Source organism: Fischerella sp., assembly GCF_013388695.1.
Taxonomy (GTDB): Bacteria; Cyanobacteriota; Cyanobacteriia; order Cyanobacteriales; family Nostocaceae; genus PCC9605.
In genome coordinates this window covers 17,073-32,986 of record NZ_JACAEU010000116.1, presented here as the reverse complement: position 1 = coordinate 32,986, position 15,914 = coordinate 17,073, and the positions used below count along the sequence as shown (strand labels likewise).

Genomic DNA, 15,914 nt, shown 5'->3' with positions numbered 1-15,914 from the left:
ATTTACAATTCACGGGTATGTAGAGACGTAGCATTGCTACGTCTCTACAATGATTTGGCATCGAACTACAAAAATGTATGCACACATAATTCATGACCAAATTCAGCAACGCCCAAATTTTTAAGGAAATATGTTACAGCTTACCTATTACTTTTATTCACTGAAATTGCCTATCACCTTGAATCCTGCCCAATAGTAAGGATGATTGTAAACTTTTTTATCTGCTGGCATTTGACTACTTCTATACATCTCTGTTGCTAAATGCGCTTTAATTCTTAGTCCTTCTTGAGGCAATTGATTGAGTAAATCCTTATACCATTTTGTCAATTCATCAGCAGTTAATTCTTTGAGCCATGCTATTGCTTCTGCTAGGGCGGTAGTTACTGATTGATTGAGTTTAATTCTTCGATAAAACTCTATCATTAGCAAGGTACTAGCAGCTGATTCTACAGTCCACAGGCTGCTTACTATATGAGGAATTCCCAGAGTGAGCAAACCACTGACTAAACCCACATACTCAGTGGAGAGAGTTTGGGGAGAAGTTACAGCAGTTTCACCACCTGAAATGGTAATTAGTTTGTAACTTAGCAGCGAATTTGCCCAAATTTCTGCCAGAGTGATTTTCTCTTCATTTGTTAATACTAATTCTGATTTATCTGGCTGACTCAAATTGTCAGTTAACTGCCCGATAAAATGAAAGATATTGTAATCATTAAATAGAGCATTTTCTACTTGCTGTTTAGCAACTTGAGATTCTTGGATGCGTTGAGAATTATCGAACATTTGGCTAATAACTTCCGCTTCAATTTTGGCAAACTTCAGTTTGGGATAGCCTGAAATGTTGGGTTGTTCGACACTCAACAGAAGCTTTTCGTCTATCTTTTCTATAGATTCTGATTTCAGAGATAATCCAATTCGAGCGCTTGGTAGGTAGGTGATGGTGAAATTATCTGCTTTTGGCAATTCTTTTTCATAGGAATAACACAAGTGGAAAAGGGCATGAAGAGGAAATCTGTGCAAGTCGCGGTGGGGAATTAAAATCAGGTGGGTGATGTCTTCGAGTTCCTGTATTACCGCAGAGATGTTAAGGATATTCTGGAGTTGCAGAAGCCTTTGTTCCATGTCCAAGTGCCAGGAATGCTTACTTTTGTTTTGTTCGTCTTCTGTGAAGCTGCGATATTCCTGGTATTGTTGATTCCATTGTTCTACCCAATCTTCAAATTCAATTAAGCGTGCTACTGCTTCCGGTACAGGCAATTCATCAATTGAGGCAAAATTGAGTACGGGTGTAAAGATGGGGATTGGTTCTGGGGATTTGTACTTAATCACAAAAGTGCGGAGAGTGCAAGGGCTGATATGCCAGTAAACTATTGCGGTTGTGGGATTGAGTAGTTGGTGAACTTCAGTGTAGCTGGGTGAGACAATTTCATCTTTCCAACCATAAAGTAGCCAAGTTAAACAGGCATTTTTACCGTATTCGGCAATTTCCCAGCCTTGTGCCAATTCTCCGCACTGCATATCTATATCAACTGCTAACTGTCTCAAGCCTGCAAATTTTAAAGCCAGTTGTTTTTTACTTTCATCACTGCGAGTGGTTTCATTTAACAAGCTTTCCAATAAATAGGCGGCGTGTTGCTGGTAATGTTGTGCTTGTGCTGTTTCTCCCAAAACCACAAACGTTTTGATCAGATTTTGCAGAACTTCCAGATGCAACAAAGGAAATGCTTCTGCTGTTAGGGTTACAAGCGCTTGTTCATATGCAGTTGCAGCTTGCAGCCAATGATGACGGGGTGTAGGATGTCTTTTACCTCGATCGTAATAAGCATTACCAATCGCTATATGCAATCTGCCCCAACCTTCTGGGTGGGTGTATTGGCTAATATATTTCAACCCTTCCTGATAACTTGCCAATTTACCAAGATCGCCGCGCTCGTTCAGGGCGTGATTGCTGGCAGCTATAGCACTGGACATACTCATCTGCCATTCAGATGCAATTGCATTTCCAGCAGCATTACCTCTACCTAGCCAAGCTTCCCAGTAGTCTGGTTTAATTTGCAAAGCGCTATCGTAGGAGGCGATCGCTTCTTCAAATCGTCCTAAATAAAACTGTGCTACACCTCGGTTATACCAAGCTAGGTAGAAATCAGGATTAATTTCTATCGCTTTGTCATAAGAGGCGAGTGCTTCTTCCCGACGTCCTAAATTGTCTAACGCCACACCCCGGTTGAACCAGGTTAAATAGAAATTGCGATCGATCGCGATCGCTTTGTCCCAAGAGGCGATCGCATTTTCCCATTGTCCCAAATTCGCCAGCAGTACACCCCGGTCAATCCAAACTTCGTGGAAATCGGGTTTAATTTGGGTGGCGCGATCATAAGCTGCGATCGCATCTTCCTTGTTGCCTAATTTCTCTGTTGCACCTGCTAAAGCATACCAAGCTTCATAACATTCAGGGTTAATTTCGATGGCTTGACGGTAATTGGCGATCGCTTCTTCCCAACTACCTAGATGAAATTGCGTTACTCCCCGCCTATACCAAGCTAAATCAAACTCGGGATTAAATTCGAGGGCTTGGTCATAGGAGGCGATCGCATCATGATTTTGCCCACCTTCAGCCAGCGCTATTCCTCGCAGATACCAATTTTCTGGATCGTGGGGTTGCAATTCCAGTGAGGCGTCGAAACAGGAAACAGCTTCGACCCAATCACCGAGCTTCAACTGCATCAAACCTCGTCCAGACCAAGCTTCGTGGTAGTCACCTTTCAATTTTAAAGTGGCATCAAACGAGGCGATCGCTTCGGCAAAATTTCCTAATTCACCCAGTGCCGCGCCTCTATTGTACCATCCTTTATAAAAGTCGGGTTTAATCTCAATGGCTCGATCGTAAGAGGCGATCGCCTCGGTAAAATTTCCTAAATAAAAGAGTGTCAAACCCCGATTAAACCAATACTCATAAGCATCAGGACGCATTTCTATTGCTTTGTTATAAGATATGAGCGCTCCTGATAAATCACCAATCTTAGCTTGTTGCAGACCTTGGTAAAACCAATCTTCTGGTTGGGTACTATTGACATTCGATTGATTGCTCAGTGCCTCAATAATGTCATGCGGATCGGTGGTTTGAATCCCTAGCCCAACAGCTATTTGCTGCACTAGATTAGTACTCTGTTCTAACCTCACCAATAAATCATCTAGTGTGGTTTCTGTAACTGGTGGGGAATTTGTCCAAGGCTCATCTAATGTTGTTGTTGGCAAACTTTCTTTTACCCAAGCATATTCTTTCTCTTGCCAAGGATCAATAAAGTTTGTAGGAGTAGTGGCAGTATTTTCCTTTACTGCTTCTAAGGGGGTAATGAAACTTGTAGGTGCGATCGCTAAAGTATTCTCCTTTACATTCTCTGAGTAAGGAATAAAACTTTTAGATGTTTTACTTACTACAATTTCTTCTTCAGCTTCCCATAACAGTTCACCTAGATTACGTATCAAATCTATCCCAGGAGTATCAGATAGGGATGATGCAGTCATTTTCCCATCCTGGTCTGAATTTTCTGAGTTCCATTCCTGAAAGTTTTGCTGTGATTCTGTTTTTGGGGGAGGAACAGTAATCGGTACAGGTGCTGGAGTTTCAAAGGCTTCTGCGTCAGTTTCCCAATATTCTTCGCCTAAGTTCCGCGTTAAAAGTCGTATGCCAATATCATAAGCAAGCTCTCCAATTGTGCCGATCTCCAACTCACCCAGTTGCATCATCCTCTCTGCCAAGTGATTATTTGGTGCGGGTGAAGTCAGCAATCGTTCGCCAAAGTCCAAAAGCCATTCGATCCAACGCTCAACACTAATACGATGTTCCATCCGTTGTAAATACTTGATTGCCCAGTGTTGCCCTCGCGCCTGATATACGCCTTCCAGCAGCTGGGTAAACAAAAATTCCAAATCCGCGTTCGTCAACTCAGGTGGCTGCTGTACCACCCGATCACCTGCCACAGCCTCCTGAGAAGCAGTCTGCTTCCCGTCAAAGGGGAATTTCCAAAACCTTTTCAGCCACTGTAAAAGCCACTTGAGCATTTGGGGAACTCTTGGATGTTTTTCATATAGATTTTAGCGATCGATGTCTTAAAAAAATCATCGCTTACGTAAAAACCGATATAATCTTTACAGAGAAAATTGGTAATCTTTACAATTACAATTTGCGTAAATTATATTAGACTACAGGTCTAAAATTTATAACTATTATCTCAGTGATGGTCAAGTGTATAACATACATAATTGCCAATGCAAGTTTTACCAACCCAGGTTTTCACAAGATTGGCATTCATAATTTGTAAAATATCTTCATAGCGATCGCCAGCACAGACAAAATGTGCGATCGCTTTTTGCTTTAGTTCAAAATTTTTGTTTCTAAAATCTTAGAAGACCTTGCTGTTGCGAGTTTAAAGATAAGCGATGTCTAATAATATTGAAGCGGCGATATGAATAGCACTTAGAACAACATTTGCATAAGTTCGCGCACGAAATTCCGCGGTTTGCAGACTAATGAGGTACAAATTTCAATCAGTCAAACTCTTGTGGAGTGGGCGTCCTCGCCCGCCCGTGTGTATCTCATTAAAACCAGAATCGCTATATACCATTTTGGATTTTAGATTTTGGATTGGGAATTATTGTCTCTGTCGGGGTTCTGTCAATCCATCTGTCGCAATCATTTCTTAAATTGGTATTTTACCTTGTAAAGACCATTAATTCTTAAAATATTCAACTGCGCTCGCAAGGAGCGCAGCACATTACCCTTGCTCTGTGGTTGATTGATTAGCAGCATGAAATTGATCGATCAATCCTTGGATAATCAATTGCGGATCGTCTGTTTCAATTCCCAGTTGCTGGGCAACGAGCTGGCGTAAATTCTCATCTTGCTGCATCAGCACAAGCAACTCATCCAGAGTGATAGTTTGATATTCACCTTCTGGAAGATTTTGCACGCCTTCTGCATCTTGAGAATTTTGGCTAGACTGAAAAGCTTCTAAGTTGCCTTGTTCTGAAGGAAAGGTATTTTGTTGGAAAGTTGCAAAGTTTGTTGCTTGAGCATCTGGGCCTGCATAATCCCATATTGGCTCTCCCTGGTTGCGCCTCAACAGCTGCATTCCAATATCATAGGCAACGTCTCCCACTTCCCCGATTTCTAACTCACCTAGCTGCACCATGCGAGAAGCTAATTCGTTGTTGGGTGTAGGTGATGCTAACAACCTTTCACCAAAGCGCTGCAACCACTCCACCCACCGTTGTTTAGGGACACGATCCTCAATGTTGCGTAGCCACTTGATCGCCCATTGTTGTCCTCGTGCCTGATATACTCCTTCTAACAGTTCAGTAAAAAGAAATTCTAGATCGGTATCATTTAGGGGTGGAGGCGGTGATTTTTGAATATCGCCTCCAACTACTGGAGCCTGTTTTGTGCCAAACAAGCGTTGAAAAAAACTTTTTAGCCATTGAATGAGCCGTTTGAGCATCTCCCTCCGGCACCCTTGAGCTTTGTTTACCCTAAGATTGTAGCGAGGTCTACGACAAGCTGCTACGCGCATATACACAGCACTTTTAAACTCTCTTTAATTAAAGAAAATCTATTAAAATCTACAGATGCCAAATTTATTATCCTTATAAACAATAAACAGAAAAAAATCTACAAGCTATGCTCTTACGTGTTACATCCTTACTCAATCAAGTTAGAAGCCTAGATTGATAATGATTAGAAGCTTCCTTATCTAAGGAGCGTATGGTACACTAGTACTAATTATCAGCGCTGAAATATTGTATTTTTATTCAACAAAACAGCAGCATATCCTCAGGCACAAGCTTGAGAAATGTTATTGGCCACATAATCCTCTTGCTTACTTTCAGGACGCATGGTAGCAAGAGCAGTAACTTAAAATGGTTTAGTCCCGAACTCGATTGGGTGCTACCCCCAAACCTAAAAAGGCATTGAAATCCATGTCTTACGAACCGCTGCACCATAAGTACCGCCCAAGGAGTTTTGCCCAACTGGTGGGACAAGAGGCGATCGCCACCACTCTCACTAACGCTATCCGCGCCGCCAAAATCGCGCCAGCCTATTTATTCACAGGCCCCAGAGGTACGGGAAAAACCTCTAGCGCCCGAATACTTGCTAAATCGCTCAACTGTCTGAAAACTGACATTCCCACTCCTGAACCCTGCGATGTGTGCGATGTTTGTCAGGGAATTACTAAGGGCTACTCTTTAGACGTTATTGAAATCGACGCCGCTAGCAATACGGGTGTGGACAATATCAGGGAAATTATAGAAAGGGCGCAATTCGCGCCTGTTCAGTGTCGCTACAAAGTTTATGTGGTCGATGAATGCCATATGCTCAGTACCGCAGCGTTCAATGCGCTACTGAAGACCCTCGAAGAACCACCTAAGCACGTTGTTTTTGTCTTGGCAACAACCGACCCGCAGCGGGTGCTACCAACAATTATTTCCCGCTGTCAGCGATTCGACTTCCGCAGGATACCTTTAGAAGCGATGGTACAGCATTTGAGTGATATCGCTTCCAAAGAAAATATCAATATCACTCCTGAAGCCGTTACTCTGGTAGCTCAAATCGCTCAGGGAGGATTGCGAGATGCGGAAAGTTTGCTCGACCAATTGAGTTTATTGTCTGGAGAAATTACGCCAGACCGAGTTTGGGATTTAGTGGGTTCGGTGAGCGAACGGGACTTGTTGACACTATTAAGTGCGATCGCCACCAACAATCCAGAAGCAGTTCTTGACTGCACTCGCAAAATCCTAGATCGGGGAAGGGAACCTCTAATTATTCTCCAGAATCTTGCTGCTTTCTACCGCGATTTACTCATTGCCAAAACCGCACCTAGCCGTCAAGATTTGGTGGCTTGTACTCTCCAAACCTGGAAAGCACTAATTGATTTAGCCCAACAGTTGGATATCAGTACAATTTTGCTAGGACAACAGCACCTGCGAACAACAGAGGTGCAGCTGAAGAACACCACCCAGCCGCGTTTGTGGTTAGAAGTCACATTGCTGGGATTGTTGCCCTCAGCAAATATTAGCAGTCAATCATCTGCAACGAACCGCTCAACACCTGCGGTTTCACCAACCCCTCGTATCCCATCCTCTCCAGTCTCCAATGGTACAGGAACACAAAAACATGTAGACACGGAGACATCGGGACACAAAGACGCGGAGAAATTTTCTATCTCCACATCTCCTCCAACTCCAGAACTTTCACTAAAACAAGGCGAAGCCCCACAAAACACCGCCTCCTCTACTCCTCCAAATTCTCCCACTCCCGCCACTTCCCCACTCTCCCACTCTCCCTCTCCTGAACCAGAGAAACCAGATTCTTCTGCCCAAGAGTCACTAGAAGTAACTTGGCAGCGGGTTGTTGAATTTTTGCCAATACCTGCAAAGGCTCTGTTGAACCAACACGGGCGTTTGTTAAGTATAAACGATGGTGTTGCTGTTGTAGGTATTCCACCAAAGTTGATTAAACTTGCTCAAGGCAAATTAGCGGATGTAGAAGCTGCTTTTGTAAAGGTTTACCAACAAAAATATAAAGTGAGCTTGGTTCCCAATCAGCAAAAGGCTGTTCCTGCTAATGAGAGTAAAGAAGTTCCTAAAAACGTTACTCCTAGTGCTCATCAACCGCCTGCACCTACCTACAGCAAGCAACAAGCACTTGCTGCTGAAACTCATCAACCAGTTCAAACGGCAACTGCAAAAACCGAGTCAGTAACAAATACTGCTGGGGTGCAAACATTGCCTCCACCACAACCAACCGTACCTCCAGCTGATTGGGAAACTGATGAAGCAGCGATCGCTGCTCAACGTCTGGCACAATTTTTCGACGGAGAAGTTATTCACTTTGCGGATGACGCGGCAGAAATTACCAACTCTACCACTTCATCAGAGTGGGAAAATGAAGTAGAAGTAGATGATTAGGGATTGTTGGTAGTTAGTGGTTAGTAGTTAGTGGTTAATAATTGTTATTTTTCTTTCCCATTACCTACTAACCACTATCCACTATCCACTAACTAATTTTTACTTCCTGTATGCACAGTTTTCACCCATTTCAACCGTTTAGGACGTACCGACATCCGGGCGGTGGTGCTGCTGATTACTACTAACCAGTGGAGCATATACAGAGTGCCACGCAAGGTTTGCAGCAGGAGAACAAAATAACTAGAAAGATTTAATCCTTTTTGTTTTCTGATCCGTGCCAAACCAGCGAACATTCCTGCCATTGACATTGTCACGGTCAAACCAGTCATTGGACTTAAGATGGGTGGACGATGCCGGGCGATCGCCATCAATAAATCTGGTACTGCTGCTGTCGGCAATATATACTGGATCAGCATAAAAACTAGCAGATCCCAGGTTTTGCGGGTTCCCATGCGGTTTTTGAGAATTAGATCCCAGTAATCTAAATACCGCTGATATCCCCCTTCTGCCCAACGGTTGCGCTGATGCCAAAGTGCGATCGCACTTGTGACACCTTCTTCCTCTACTGCTGGAAAGAATACGCAGTCTATATCCCAGTTGTCTAGGTGTAAGCGCAATGTCAGATCCAAATCGTCGGTGATGGTTTCTTCATTCCACCCGCCGCAACTCACAATTGCTTGTCGTCGCACAAATTGACCGTTACCGCGCAGTTCGCCAATTCCACCGACAGCAATCCGTCCCTGTTGTATAAAGGCATCGACTGCCATTTCTGCCATCTGGCCCTTTGTCCAAAAATTTTCTTTGGCGTTGGCGATCGCTTTTCGCACTTGCACCGCCCCCACTTTTTTGCGTTCAAACAAGGGTATGACTCGTAACAGCATGTCTGGTGACACCTGGGCATCTGCATCAAACACCGCCAAAATTTCTCCTTTTGTGAGTGGCAGAACCTGATTTAATGCTCCAGACTTGCCTCCACCATCTCCCGGTGAACGGTACAAGATCTTTAGTTGGTCATATTCTTGGGCTAGTTCTGCTAACAACTGCGGTGTTCTATCGCTACTGTTATCATCAATAATCCAGACATCGTATTTTTCTTCTGGATACTCTAGGCTGCAAAGGTTTTTGACAAGTTTGCCAATGACTGCTTCCTCGTTTTTGGCAGCCACTAACACAGAGACATGGGGAAAATCACCCTGCATTTGCTCATGAGTGCGGCGGGGTCTAGCAAACACCAGCATAAGGACGTGAAGCCCAATAATACTGGTCAGTCCTAGTACGAACAAAGAACCCCAAGAAACCAAATGCAGGGCGATCGTGCCACTCCAGACCATTGTCAAAACTAGAGCGGCTTTGCGTCTGCGACCTTGAAACCGGGATGGAAGAGACACAGAAGGCAATATCTCTTCCTCTAACTCTTCTTGCACCGATAGGTCAGCAAGTAGAGAATCGAGCGGATCAAGCTCGTTGTAAGAATCGTTTTCGGGCCAGAAATTCGCTGGCATAGGTTACTTGATTCAACCACCAGTATTTGTCTACACCCATAAAGAAACTGGGTATCAGGTAACACCAAACTGTGCAACCTTCACACACTTTCAGCTTACCTTGAGATTGGCGGTATTTTTCCACCTCTTCCGACTCGCGATAAAGTTCGTAGAGTCGTCCCTGAATGGGAATTCCGGTTTGGGCAAAGTGGTAACAAGGTAGCAACAGTTCGTCGTTAGGAGAAATTGCAATGACTGCATCTACCGCCTTACAGCGGGGATTTTTAGTGTCATTGCCCCCAGCTTCGATAAAAGCAAGTGCAGCCCTATTGTACCCGACATTTTTATATTTCTTTGCAGCAGCTTCTATAGCTGCCACCATTTCTGGGGTGGGATTTTTATTTGAGTTGTAGTGTTCGTGGGCAGTGAAAGCGGGGTTAAGCCAGACGCGCACGCCCAAATTTTTACCCAACTCACCCACTTCATCAATACGTTCGTAATTTTGAGCAGTGACGGTATGGTTGAGTACCGGGAATTCTCCCAGTGACTTAGCGATTTTTACAGACTCGACCAAATTGTCAAAAATTTTCACTCCCCGAGAATGATCGTGAGTTTCTGCATCTGCTCCATCCAAGGAGAAATTCAAAAAGTCTACCAACCCCTGAATTTCTTTTGCTTTCTGCGGATACAGAATTGTATTTGTGGTCATGCTGGTATAAAAACCTTGGCGTTTTGCCTCAGTATAAATCTGCCCTACATCATTTCGCAGTAGCGGTTCACCACCCGTAAAGTCTACATACTTAACTCCCAGGCGGCGTAAATCTTTCAAATTATGCTTAATTGTCTCAAAATCAGCTTCTTTTCCAGGCTCTAAAGCCCAAATGTTACAAAAATGACAGCGGGCATTACAGCGGTAGGTCAAATAGTAGTTTGCAACCAGTGGAGCCATAAAATCTTACGGTTTTCCAAGTGTTTTAGAGCTTTTGAATAGCTTACTACACGCTTGCTACATAGTTTGATGGTTCTTGGAGTATTGAGAGCAAATTAGGTATTTTTTGCCACAAAATTGCTGCTCGCTAAGCTAATACCATCTAGGACATTTTCTCATGCAATGATTCTAGTTCAGTTCTGGGTATCATAGTAAATGCCTGTTGATTGACAATTAATAGGTTTGGTGGTTATCTGGCTGGTAACTTGGTAGCCACCATTTTTAATAATTATAGGTATACCCATAATTAGTCAATATTTTTGTATTGTTTTTAAACTTAAAAATGCCCAAAAAAAGAGGTAATCCAAAAATTACAGAACATGGAATACCAGCTAAAGAAAATCCTATGAGAAAAACTTTGTGTATTAAAGTAACAGAATTAATGTTTGAAAAAATAAAATCAATTGACAATTATTCAGAGTTCTGTAGACAAGCACTTCAGGAAGCACTGGATAGACTAGAGCAGTCACAATCATAATGCTATGCGATCGCAAAAACCGCGCATAACATTGCGGATAGACGAAATGATATGAAAAATCTAAAGACAATTTTTGGGAATACTATGAAAAGTCACTAAATATCCTTAGTTGTCAAACTACTAGAGGAGTAGTAAGTATGTCTTTTGAACAACTCCAACCGGCTACTCAGCAGCAAGCCAATGTCTACTTGCCATATATTCAGGGCAGCAAACGCAATTTCTTGCCTTATGCCATCAGTCTCTACCATAAAGGCGTTTTGGAAGGACAGCGCAAAATAGAAGGCAGTGAGAATATTCCTTTTGCCGCCACGTGGAATATTGCCACACTGCCTTCAGACTTAACGCGTTGTCGAGTTCAGTTTGAAGGTAATGCGGAGTTAAGTTATGAAGTGACGATCGCCAGCTTCGAGTTTATAAATTTTTTGATTGAAATGATGGAGAATTATAAGCGCTATCGGCTCACTGATTTTTCTCAGACCTTTTATCGCAAACTGTTGCGCATAGATGAATGATTTAGACCCTTACCCCTTGCACCTAGATTCACTAACAACTCCTACAGCTGTCCTGTGCAGCAATCCAATCGCATTGGTTGCCCTAAAATTAGGAAACACCAAGCATAAGATTGTACTGACGTTTTGAAATTAGGAGTGCATGTGTGCCAAAACCTGCTAAATATTTGCTAATTGGTTCTACGGAGGCTTACAGCGGTAAATCTGCAACTGTTCTGGGTTTGTCTCATCTGCTACAGCAAAAAGGACTAGATATTGCTTATGGCAAACCACTAGGTACGTGTTTGAATGAATCTAGTGGAAACGTAGTAGAGGAAGACGTGCAGTTTATTGCAGCCAACCTCAACCTGGTGGAGAATCGTCTTGTACCGACAATAGTGGCTTTAAATGAAGTCACGCTACAACAACGCCTGCGCGGTGAAGACAAAACAGATTATCGGCAATCTCTTGCACAGCAATATTTACAAGCTGCGGTTGGCAATTTGGTTCTGCTGGAGGGGCCAGGTAATTTGGAAGAAGGTAGTTTGTTTAACTTGTCTTTACCGCAAGTAGCTGAATTAGTTGATGCTGGTGTGCTGCTAGTAACCCGCTATCGATCGCTGCTTTCGGTTGAGGCGCTATTGTCTGCCAAGCAGCGGTTAGGAAAACGTTTGATTGGTGTTGTCATCAATGATGTTCCTGTGGAGCAAATACAAATCGTCGATACTACTATTCGTCCATGTTTGGAACAGCAGGGTATTGCCGTGCTGGGAACATTGCCAAAAAGTGACTTGCTACGCAGTGTCAGCGTTCGCGAATTAGTACATCAGTTAAAAGCAGAAGTTCTTTGTCGCAGCGATCGCCTGGATTTGATGGTAGAAAGTTTGGCAATTGGGGCAATGAATGTCAACGCTGCTGTCAAATATTTTCGTAAAGGTCGGAATATGGCAGTAGTGACAGGGGGCGATCGCATCGAAATTCAGCAAGCAGCTTTGGAAACTTCCACCCAATGTCTGATCCTGACTGGACAATTACCACCACCTGAGTTTATCAAGAGCCGCGCTGAAGAGCTAGAGATCCCCATTTTGTCGGTAGATTTAGATACACTCACTACTGTGGAAATTGTTGACCGGACTTTTGGTCAAGTACGCGTCCACGAACCGATTAAAGTCCAATGCATTCGCAATTTGATGGCTGAACATTTTGATATCGAGCGTTTGCTCAGCCTCTTGGATTTAAGTCCAGCAGCAGCCTTACCATAAACAAGATTTTTAACAACTTTGATTGTGTGATGAAATATGGAAGGCACAGGCACGGCATTGCCGTGCCTTGATCAACCAAGGAATTGCTAATACTCATAGAAAACTCAACTTCCTATTTGGGCATTCGCATCTAAATCCTTGGCTGAGCAATCTGTTTGGACATTTGTGCTGGCGAAGGGTGATTAACTTTCGACATTCTTCCTTCTGTTACAATCTTTCGGTGAGCTTCTCTCAAATCGGGAAGTTCAGCTGTTTCTTGATGCCAATGAACAAAGGAAGCTTCATCGCACCATTCCAAAAGTTTCGGCATTGCACGACGATGTGCACCTGCGGTCATAAATGCGCGCATTGCGGCTTCACTCTCCCAAGCGGTTAGCGTCCAGAAGGCTAAATTAGCATCTCGTACTAATCGAGTTTTGAGATTACCGGAGGCTCGTTTCGCTTGCAGCACGCTTAAAAGACTTTCCCAAAGAAAAGATGGCAGGTAGCGGACGGAGCGCAGACGTAAACGTGTTACAGAAATTAGTGCCATGTTGTTGTGTCCTCTAATTGTTTCATCTGCTTGCTTTATGCAATTAATTTAATATGCAATTAGTTGCTTATATCTATAGCATATTCAAAAAGTTGCATAATAAAAATAAAATATTCTTATGGCTTTAGCACATGCGATCTTGGCTTCTCTGATCGATCACCCTTGTAGTGGTTATGACTTAGCCAAGCAATTTGACGGCTCTGTTGGCTTTTTCTGGCAGTCAACTCACCAGCAGATTTACCGTGAATTGTCCAAACTGGAAACTCAAGGTTGGATAACTTCCGAAACAATTTCGCAAGAAGGACGTCCTGACAAGAAGCTCTATAGCGTCACAGAATTGGGCAAACAGCGGTTGAAAGAATGGATAGCACAACCGTGTGAACCCACACCAATCAAGGACGATTTGTTGGTGAAAATTTTTGGTGGTTATGTTGCATCTCAAGAGACTATCTTGGAAGAGCTAGAGCGTCACCGCCAAGCACATCTAGAAAGATTGTCTACATATAAAGCTTTAGAGAGGCAATACTTTCAAAATTTTCAGGAACTCTCAGAACCAGCCAAGTTTCATTACCTGACTCTTCTCAAAGGAATCGGTTATGAAACACACTGGCTTGCTTGGTGCGATCAAGCAATTAAACTACTCAAATCAACAGTCTAGAAATTGTAGTGATATCTAACTCAAAGCAGCTTTGCGTTTTGTCTTTGTCTGTTAAAATAACTAGGTTGTTTTATCTGATTCCGTCCATCTTTGAGTCAGTCAATAGACCTTATCAACCTTGATACATTAGCGCAAGAACTGGCGACCATCCAGCAAACAGGTTCTAAACGAATCGCCTTGCTGGGTTCCCGTCATGTACCAATTACACATCAAAATTTGATTGAGATGATGACCTATGCCCTAGTTTTATCGGGCAACCAGATCATCACCTCCGGTGCTACGGGTACAAATTCAGCTGCAATTAAGGGAGCAATGCGGGCCGATCCCAACCTGTTAACTGTGATTCTGCCCCAGAGTCTGGAACGCCAGCCATACGAATCTCGCCAGCAACTAGAACAGGTTATGCATCTGGTGGAAAATCCTAGTAACGATCATATGTCTCTCGCTGAAGCTAGTTACCTGTGCAATAAAGAGATTGTCTCTCGTTGTCAGCAACTGATCTGCTTCGCGTTTCACGACAGTGGTACCCTGCTGCAAACTTGTAAAGAAGCAGAAGAACAAAGAAAAGTGGTAACGCTTTTCTACTTTGATTAGTCATTAGTCATATGCAAGCAGTACATAACTCCATCAGTAACAAGGAGTAGATGTTGTCAGCAGTAAGACAAATGACTATTGAGTAATGACTAGGCATAGACACTACGGACACATTGCGAGTAAGGGAAACTGACCTTGCTGCGATTTTTCCTGGGTTTTTGCAGCTGCTAGTAGGGTAGCTGCTTTGCGACTACGCCAAAACATCAAAAACCCAAGATTGTGACGATTATTCATGTTGATGCAATTATTGCCATTTCCCGTTTCCGTGATTTTTTTATACGCGATCGCTGCTGCGGCTGTACTAATTTACCTGCCTTTTCTGGTAGTGAGTTATGCCCGTGCGCGTGTAGGGTATGATATGTCTGCTCCCCGTGCCATGTTTGATAAACTACCACCCTACGCCCAGCGAGCAACCTGGGCACACCAGAACTCTTTTGAGACATTTATGGTATTTGCCACCGCAGCCTTAATGGCATACCTCACCAACGTGGATTCTACAATAGCGGTAGGAGCAGCTATCGTCTTTGTCATAGCGCGATCGCTGTATTCAATTTTTTATATTTTAAATATCCCTCTTTTGCGATCTCTCATGTTTGGTATTGGCTCTTTTAGCACTGCTACTCTTTTTGTCCTAAGCATAATCAAAGCAAATAATAGTTAATGGTTAGTGGTTAGTGGTTAGTGGTGAGCGATCAATAATCAATAACTAAATTAATAACAACTGACAAGCAACTACTACCTACTAACTACCAACTACTAACTACTAACTACCAACTACTAACTACTAACTACCAACCACCAACTACTAACTACTAACTACCAACCACCAACTACTAACTACTACCTACTAACCACCAACCAATAACTACAAACTACTTTACCTATGGCTTCTACATATTCTTTTGACGTTGTTAGCGATTTTGATAGACAAGAATTAGTTAACGCTGTTGACCAAACTGCGCGAGAAATTAAAAGCCGTTACGACCTCAAGGATACTCAAACTACAGTAGAGTTAGGTGAACAAAGTATTGTCATTAGCACCGATAGTGAGTTCACCTTAGAGTCTGTACATAATGTACTGCGGGAAAAAGCCGCTAAGCGCAATCTCTCGCAGAAAATTTTTGATTTTGGCAAAGTTGAATCAGCCAGTGGGAACCGTGTTCGCCAAGAAATCAAACTAAAAAAAGGCATCAATCAGGAACAAGCCAAGCAAATCTCTAAATTAATTCGTGATGAATTCAAAAAGGTGCAAGCTTCTATTCAAGGAGACGCAGTGCGTGTGAGTGCTAAAAACAAAGATGACTTGCAAGCTGTTATCCAACGCTTAAAGCAAGAAGACTTTCCTGTTGCTTTGCAATTTACAAATTATCGATAAATTTGGTTAGTGGTTAGTGGTTAGTGGTTAGTAGTAAAAACTCATAAATAACTACTATCTACTATCTACTAACTACTAACTACTATCTATTAC

General features: G+C 42.9%; 14 protein-coding genes. 8 read left to right on the top strand and 6 right to left on the bottom strand.

Going from position 1 to position 15,914, the window contains the following annotated elements:
- Positions 1-153 precede the first annotated feature (153 nt).
- Together HXY43_RS15930 and HXY43_RS15925 are read right to left on the bottom strand one after the other, a co-directional pair.
- Complete coding sequence (locus HXY43_RS15930; protein WP_290884492.1) at positions 154-4,062, bottom strand: tetratricopeptide repeat protein; 3,909 nt, start codon at positions 4,060-4,062, stop codon at positions 154-156.
- A gap of 713 nt (positions 4,063-4,775) precedes the next feature.
- Entirely contained in the window at positions 4,776-5,498 is a 723-nt protein-coding gene (locus tag HXY43_RS15925) for a hypothetical protein (protein ID WP_290884489.1), read from the bottom strand.
- A gap of 478 nt (positions 5,499-5,976) precedes the next feature.
- Between HXY43_RS15925 and HXY43_RS15920 the strand changes: the two genes are divergently transcribed.
- A complete protein-coding gene (locus HXY43_RS15920) occupies positions 5,977-7,965 on the top strand; it encodes a DNA polymerase III subunit gamma/tau (RefSeq protein WP_290884486.1) in 1,989 nt (662 codons plus the stop codon).
- A gap of 92 nt (positions 7,966-8,057) precedes the next feature.
- Here HXY43_RS15920 and HXY43_RS15915 read toward each other — a convergent pair whose 3' ends face one another.
- The gene (locus HXY43_RS15915) at positions 8,058-9,467 is read right to left on the bottom strand and encodes a glycosyltransferase family 2 protein (RefSeq protein WP_290884483.1); all 1,410 of its coding nucleotides are present in this window, start codon (positions 9,465-9,467) and stop codon (positions 8,058-8,060) included.
- Complete coding sequence (locus HXY43_RS15910) at positions 9,421-10,395, bottom strand: radical SAM protein (protein ID WP_026731361.1); 975 nt, start codon at positions 10,393-10,395, stop codon at positions 9,421-9,423. Before HXY43_RS15910 ends, HXY43_RS15915 begins: the two co-directional genes overlap by 47 nt.
- 322 nt (positions 10,396-10,717) lie before the next feature.
- Here HXY43_RS15910 and HXY43_RS15905 point away from each other — a divergent pair, with 322 nt between their 5' ends.
- The 3 genes from HXY43_RS15905 to HXY43_RS15895 all read left to right on the top strand — a co-directional run bounded on the left by HXY43_RS15905 (position 10,718) and on the right by HXY43_RS15895 (position 12,662).
- Positions 10,718-10,912 carry a hypothetical protein gene (locus tag HXY43_RS15905; protein ID WP_290884480.1) on the top strand — a complete coding sequence of 65 codons (195 nt, stop codon included), beginning with the start codon at positions 10,718-10,720 and terminating at the stop codon, positions 10,910-10,912.
- A gap of 137 nt (positions 10,913-11,049) precedes the next feature.
- Positions 11,050-11,424: a type IV pilus biogenesis protein EbsA gene (gene ebsA, locus HXY43_RS15900; protein WP_290884477.1), complete on the top strand. Its 375-nt coding sequence runs from the start codon at positions 11,050-11,052 to the stop codon at positions 11,422-11,424.
- Positions 11,425-11,567: 143 nt separating this feature from the next.
- Complete coding sequence (locus HXY43_RS15895; RefSeq protein ID WP_290884474.1) at positions 11,568-12,662, top strand: phosphotransacetylase family protein; 1,095 nt, start codon at positions 11,568-11,570, stop codon at positions 12,660-12,662.
- A gap of 130 nt (positions 12,663-12,792) precedes the next feature.
- Here the strand turns inward: HXY43_RS15895 and HXY43_RS15890 are convergent, their stop codons facing one another.
- Positions 12,793-13,194: an antibiotic biosynthesis monooxygenase gene (locus HXY43_RS15890; protein WP_290884471.1), complete on the bottom strand. Its 402-nt coding sequence runs from the start codon at positions 13,192-13,194 to the stop codon at positions 12,793-12,795.
- Between the two features lie 118 nt (positions 13,195-13,312).
- Here HXY43_RS15890 and HXY43_RS15885 point away from each other — a divergent pair, with 118 nt between their 5' ends.
- Positions 13,313-13,852 (top strand): PadR family transcriptional regulator, encoded by a 540-nt coding sequence (locus HXY43_RS15885; protein WP_290884468.1) that lies wholly within the window; start codon positions 13,313-13,315, stop codon positions 13,850-13,852.
- 90 nt (positions 13,853-13,942) lie between these two features.
- Positions 13,943-14,446, top strand: coding sequence for a DNA-processing protein DprA (locus tag HXY43_RS15880; RefSeq protein ID WP_026731355.1), 504 nt, complete (start codon positions 13,943-13,945; stop codon positions 14,444-14,446).
- A 102-nt stretch (positions 14,447-14,548) separates the two neighbouring features.
- Here HXY43_RS15880 and HXY43_RS15875 read toward each other — a convergent pair whose 3' ends face one another.
- Positions 14,549-14,680, bottom strand: coding sequence for a hypothetical protein (locus HXY43_RS15875; RefSeq protein WP_290884465.1), 132 nt, complete (start codon positions 14,678-14,680; stop codon positions 14,549-14,551).
- On the opposite strand from HXY43_RS15875, the gene HXY43_RS15870 reads away from it, so the two are divergent.
- A complete protein-coding gene (locus tag HXY43_RS15870) occupies positions 14,679-15,107 on the top strand; it encodes an MAPEG family protein (RefSeq protein WP_026731354.1) in 429 nt (142 codons plus the stop codon). The two genes, HXY43_RS15875 and HXY43_RS15870, sit on opposite strands and share 2 nt — an antisense overlap.
- A 222-nt stretch (positions 15,108-15,329) precedes the next feature.
- Positions 15,330-15,821, top strand: a complete 492-nt coding sequence (locus tag HXY43_RS15865) for a YajQ family cyclic di-GMP-binding protein (RefSeq protein WP_026731353.1) — start codon at positions 15,330-15,332, stop codon at positions 15,819-15,821.
- Positions 15,822-15,914: the final 93 nt, after the last annotated feature.

What these genes read in the sequence shown, in the direction of transcription:
- HXY43_RS15930 (WP_290884492.1), bottom strand. Translation starts at nt 4,062, where the DNA reads ATGCTCAAGTGGCTTTTACAGTGGCTGAAAAGGTTTTGGAAATTCCCC.
- HXY43_RS15925 (WP_290884489.1), bottom strand. Translation starts at nt 5,498, where the DNA reads ATGCTCAAACGGCTCATTCAATGGCTAAAAAGTTTTTTTCAACGCTTG.
- HXY43_RS15920 (WP_290884486.1), top strand. Translation starts at nt 5,977, where the DNA reads ATGTCTTACGAACCGCTGCACCATAAGTACCGCCCAAGGAGTTTTGCC.
- HXY43_RS15915 (WP_290884483.1), bottom strand. Translation starts at nt 9,467, where the DNA reads ATGCCAGCGAATTTCTGGCCCGAAAACGATTCTTACAACGAGCTTGAT.
- HXY43_RS15910 (WP_026731361.1), bottom strand. Translation starts at nt 10,395, where the DNA reads ATGGCTCCACTGGTTGCAAACTACTATTTGACCTACCGCTGTAATGCC.
- HXY43_RS15905 (WP_290884480.1), top strand. Translation starts at nt 10,718, where the DNA reads ATGCCCAAAAAAAGAGGTAATCCAAAAATTACAGAACATGGAATACCA.
- ebsA (WP_290884477.1), top strand. Translation starts at nt 11,050, where the DNA reads ATGTCTTTTGAACAACTCCAACCGGCTACTCAGCAGCAAGCCAATGTC.
- HXY43_RS15890 (WP_290884471.1), bottom strand. Translation starts at nt 13,194, where the DNA reads ATGGCACTAATTTCTGTAACACGTTTACGTCTGCGCTCCGTCCGCTAC.
- HXY43_RS15885 (WP_290884468.1), top strand. Translation starts at nt 13,313, where the DNA reads ATGGCTTTAGCACATGCGATCTTGGCTTCTCTGATCGATCACCCTTGT.
- HXY43_RS15870 (WP_026731354.1), top strand. Translation starts at nt 14,679, where the DNA reads ATGTTGATGCAATTATTGCCATTTCCCGTTTCCGTGATTTTTTTATAC.
- HXY43_RS15875 (WP_290884465.1), bottom strand. Translation starts at nt 14,680, where the DNA reads ATGAATAATCGTCACAATCTTGGGTTTTTGATGTTTTGGCGTAGTCGC.
- HXY43_RS15865 (WP_026731353.1), top strand. Translation starts at nt 15,330, where the DNA reads ATGGCTTCTACATATTCTTTTGACGTTGTTAGCGATTTTGATAGACAA.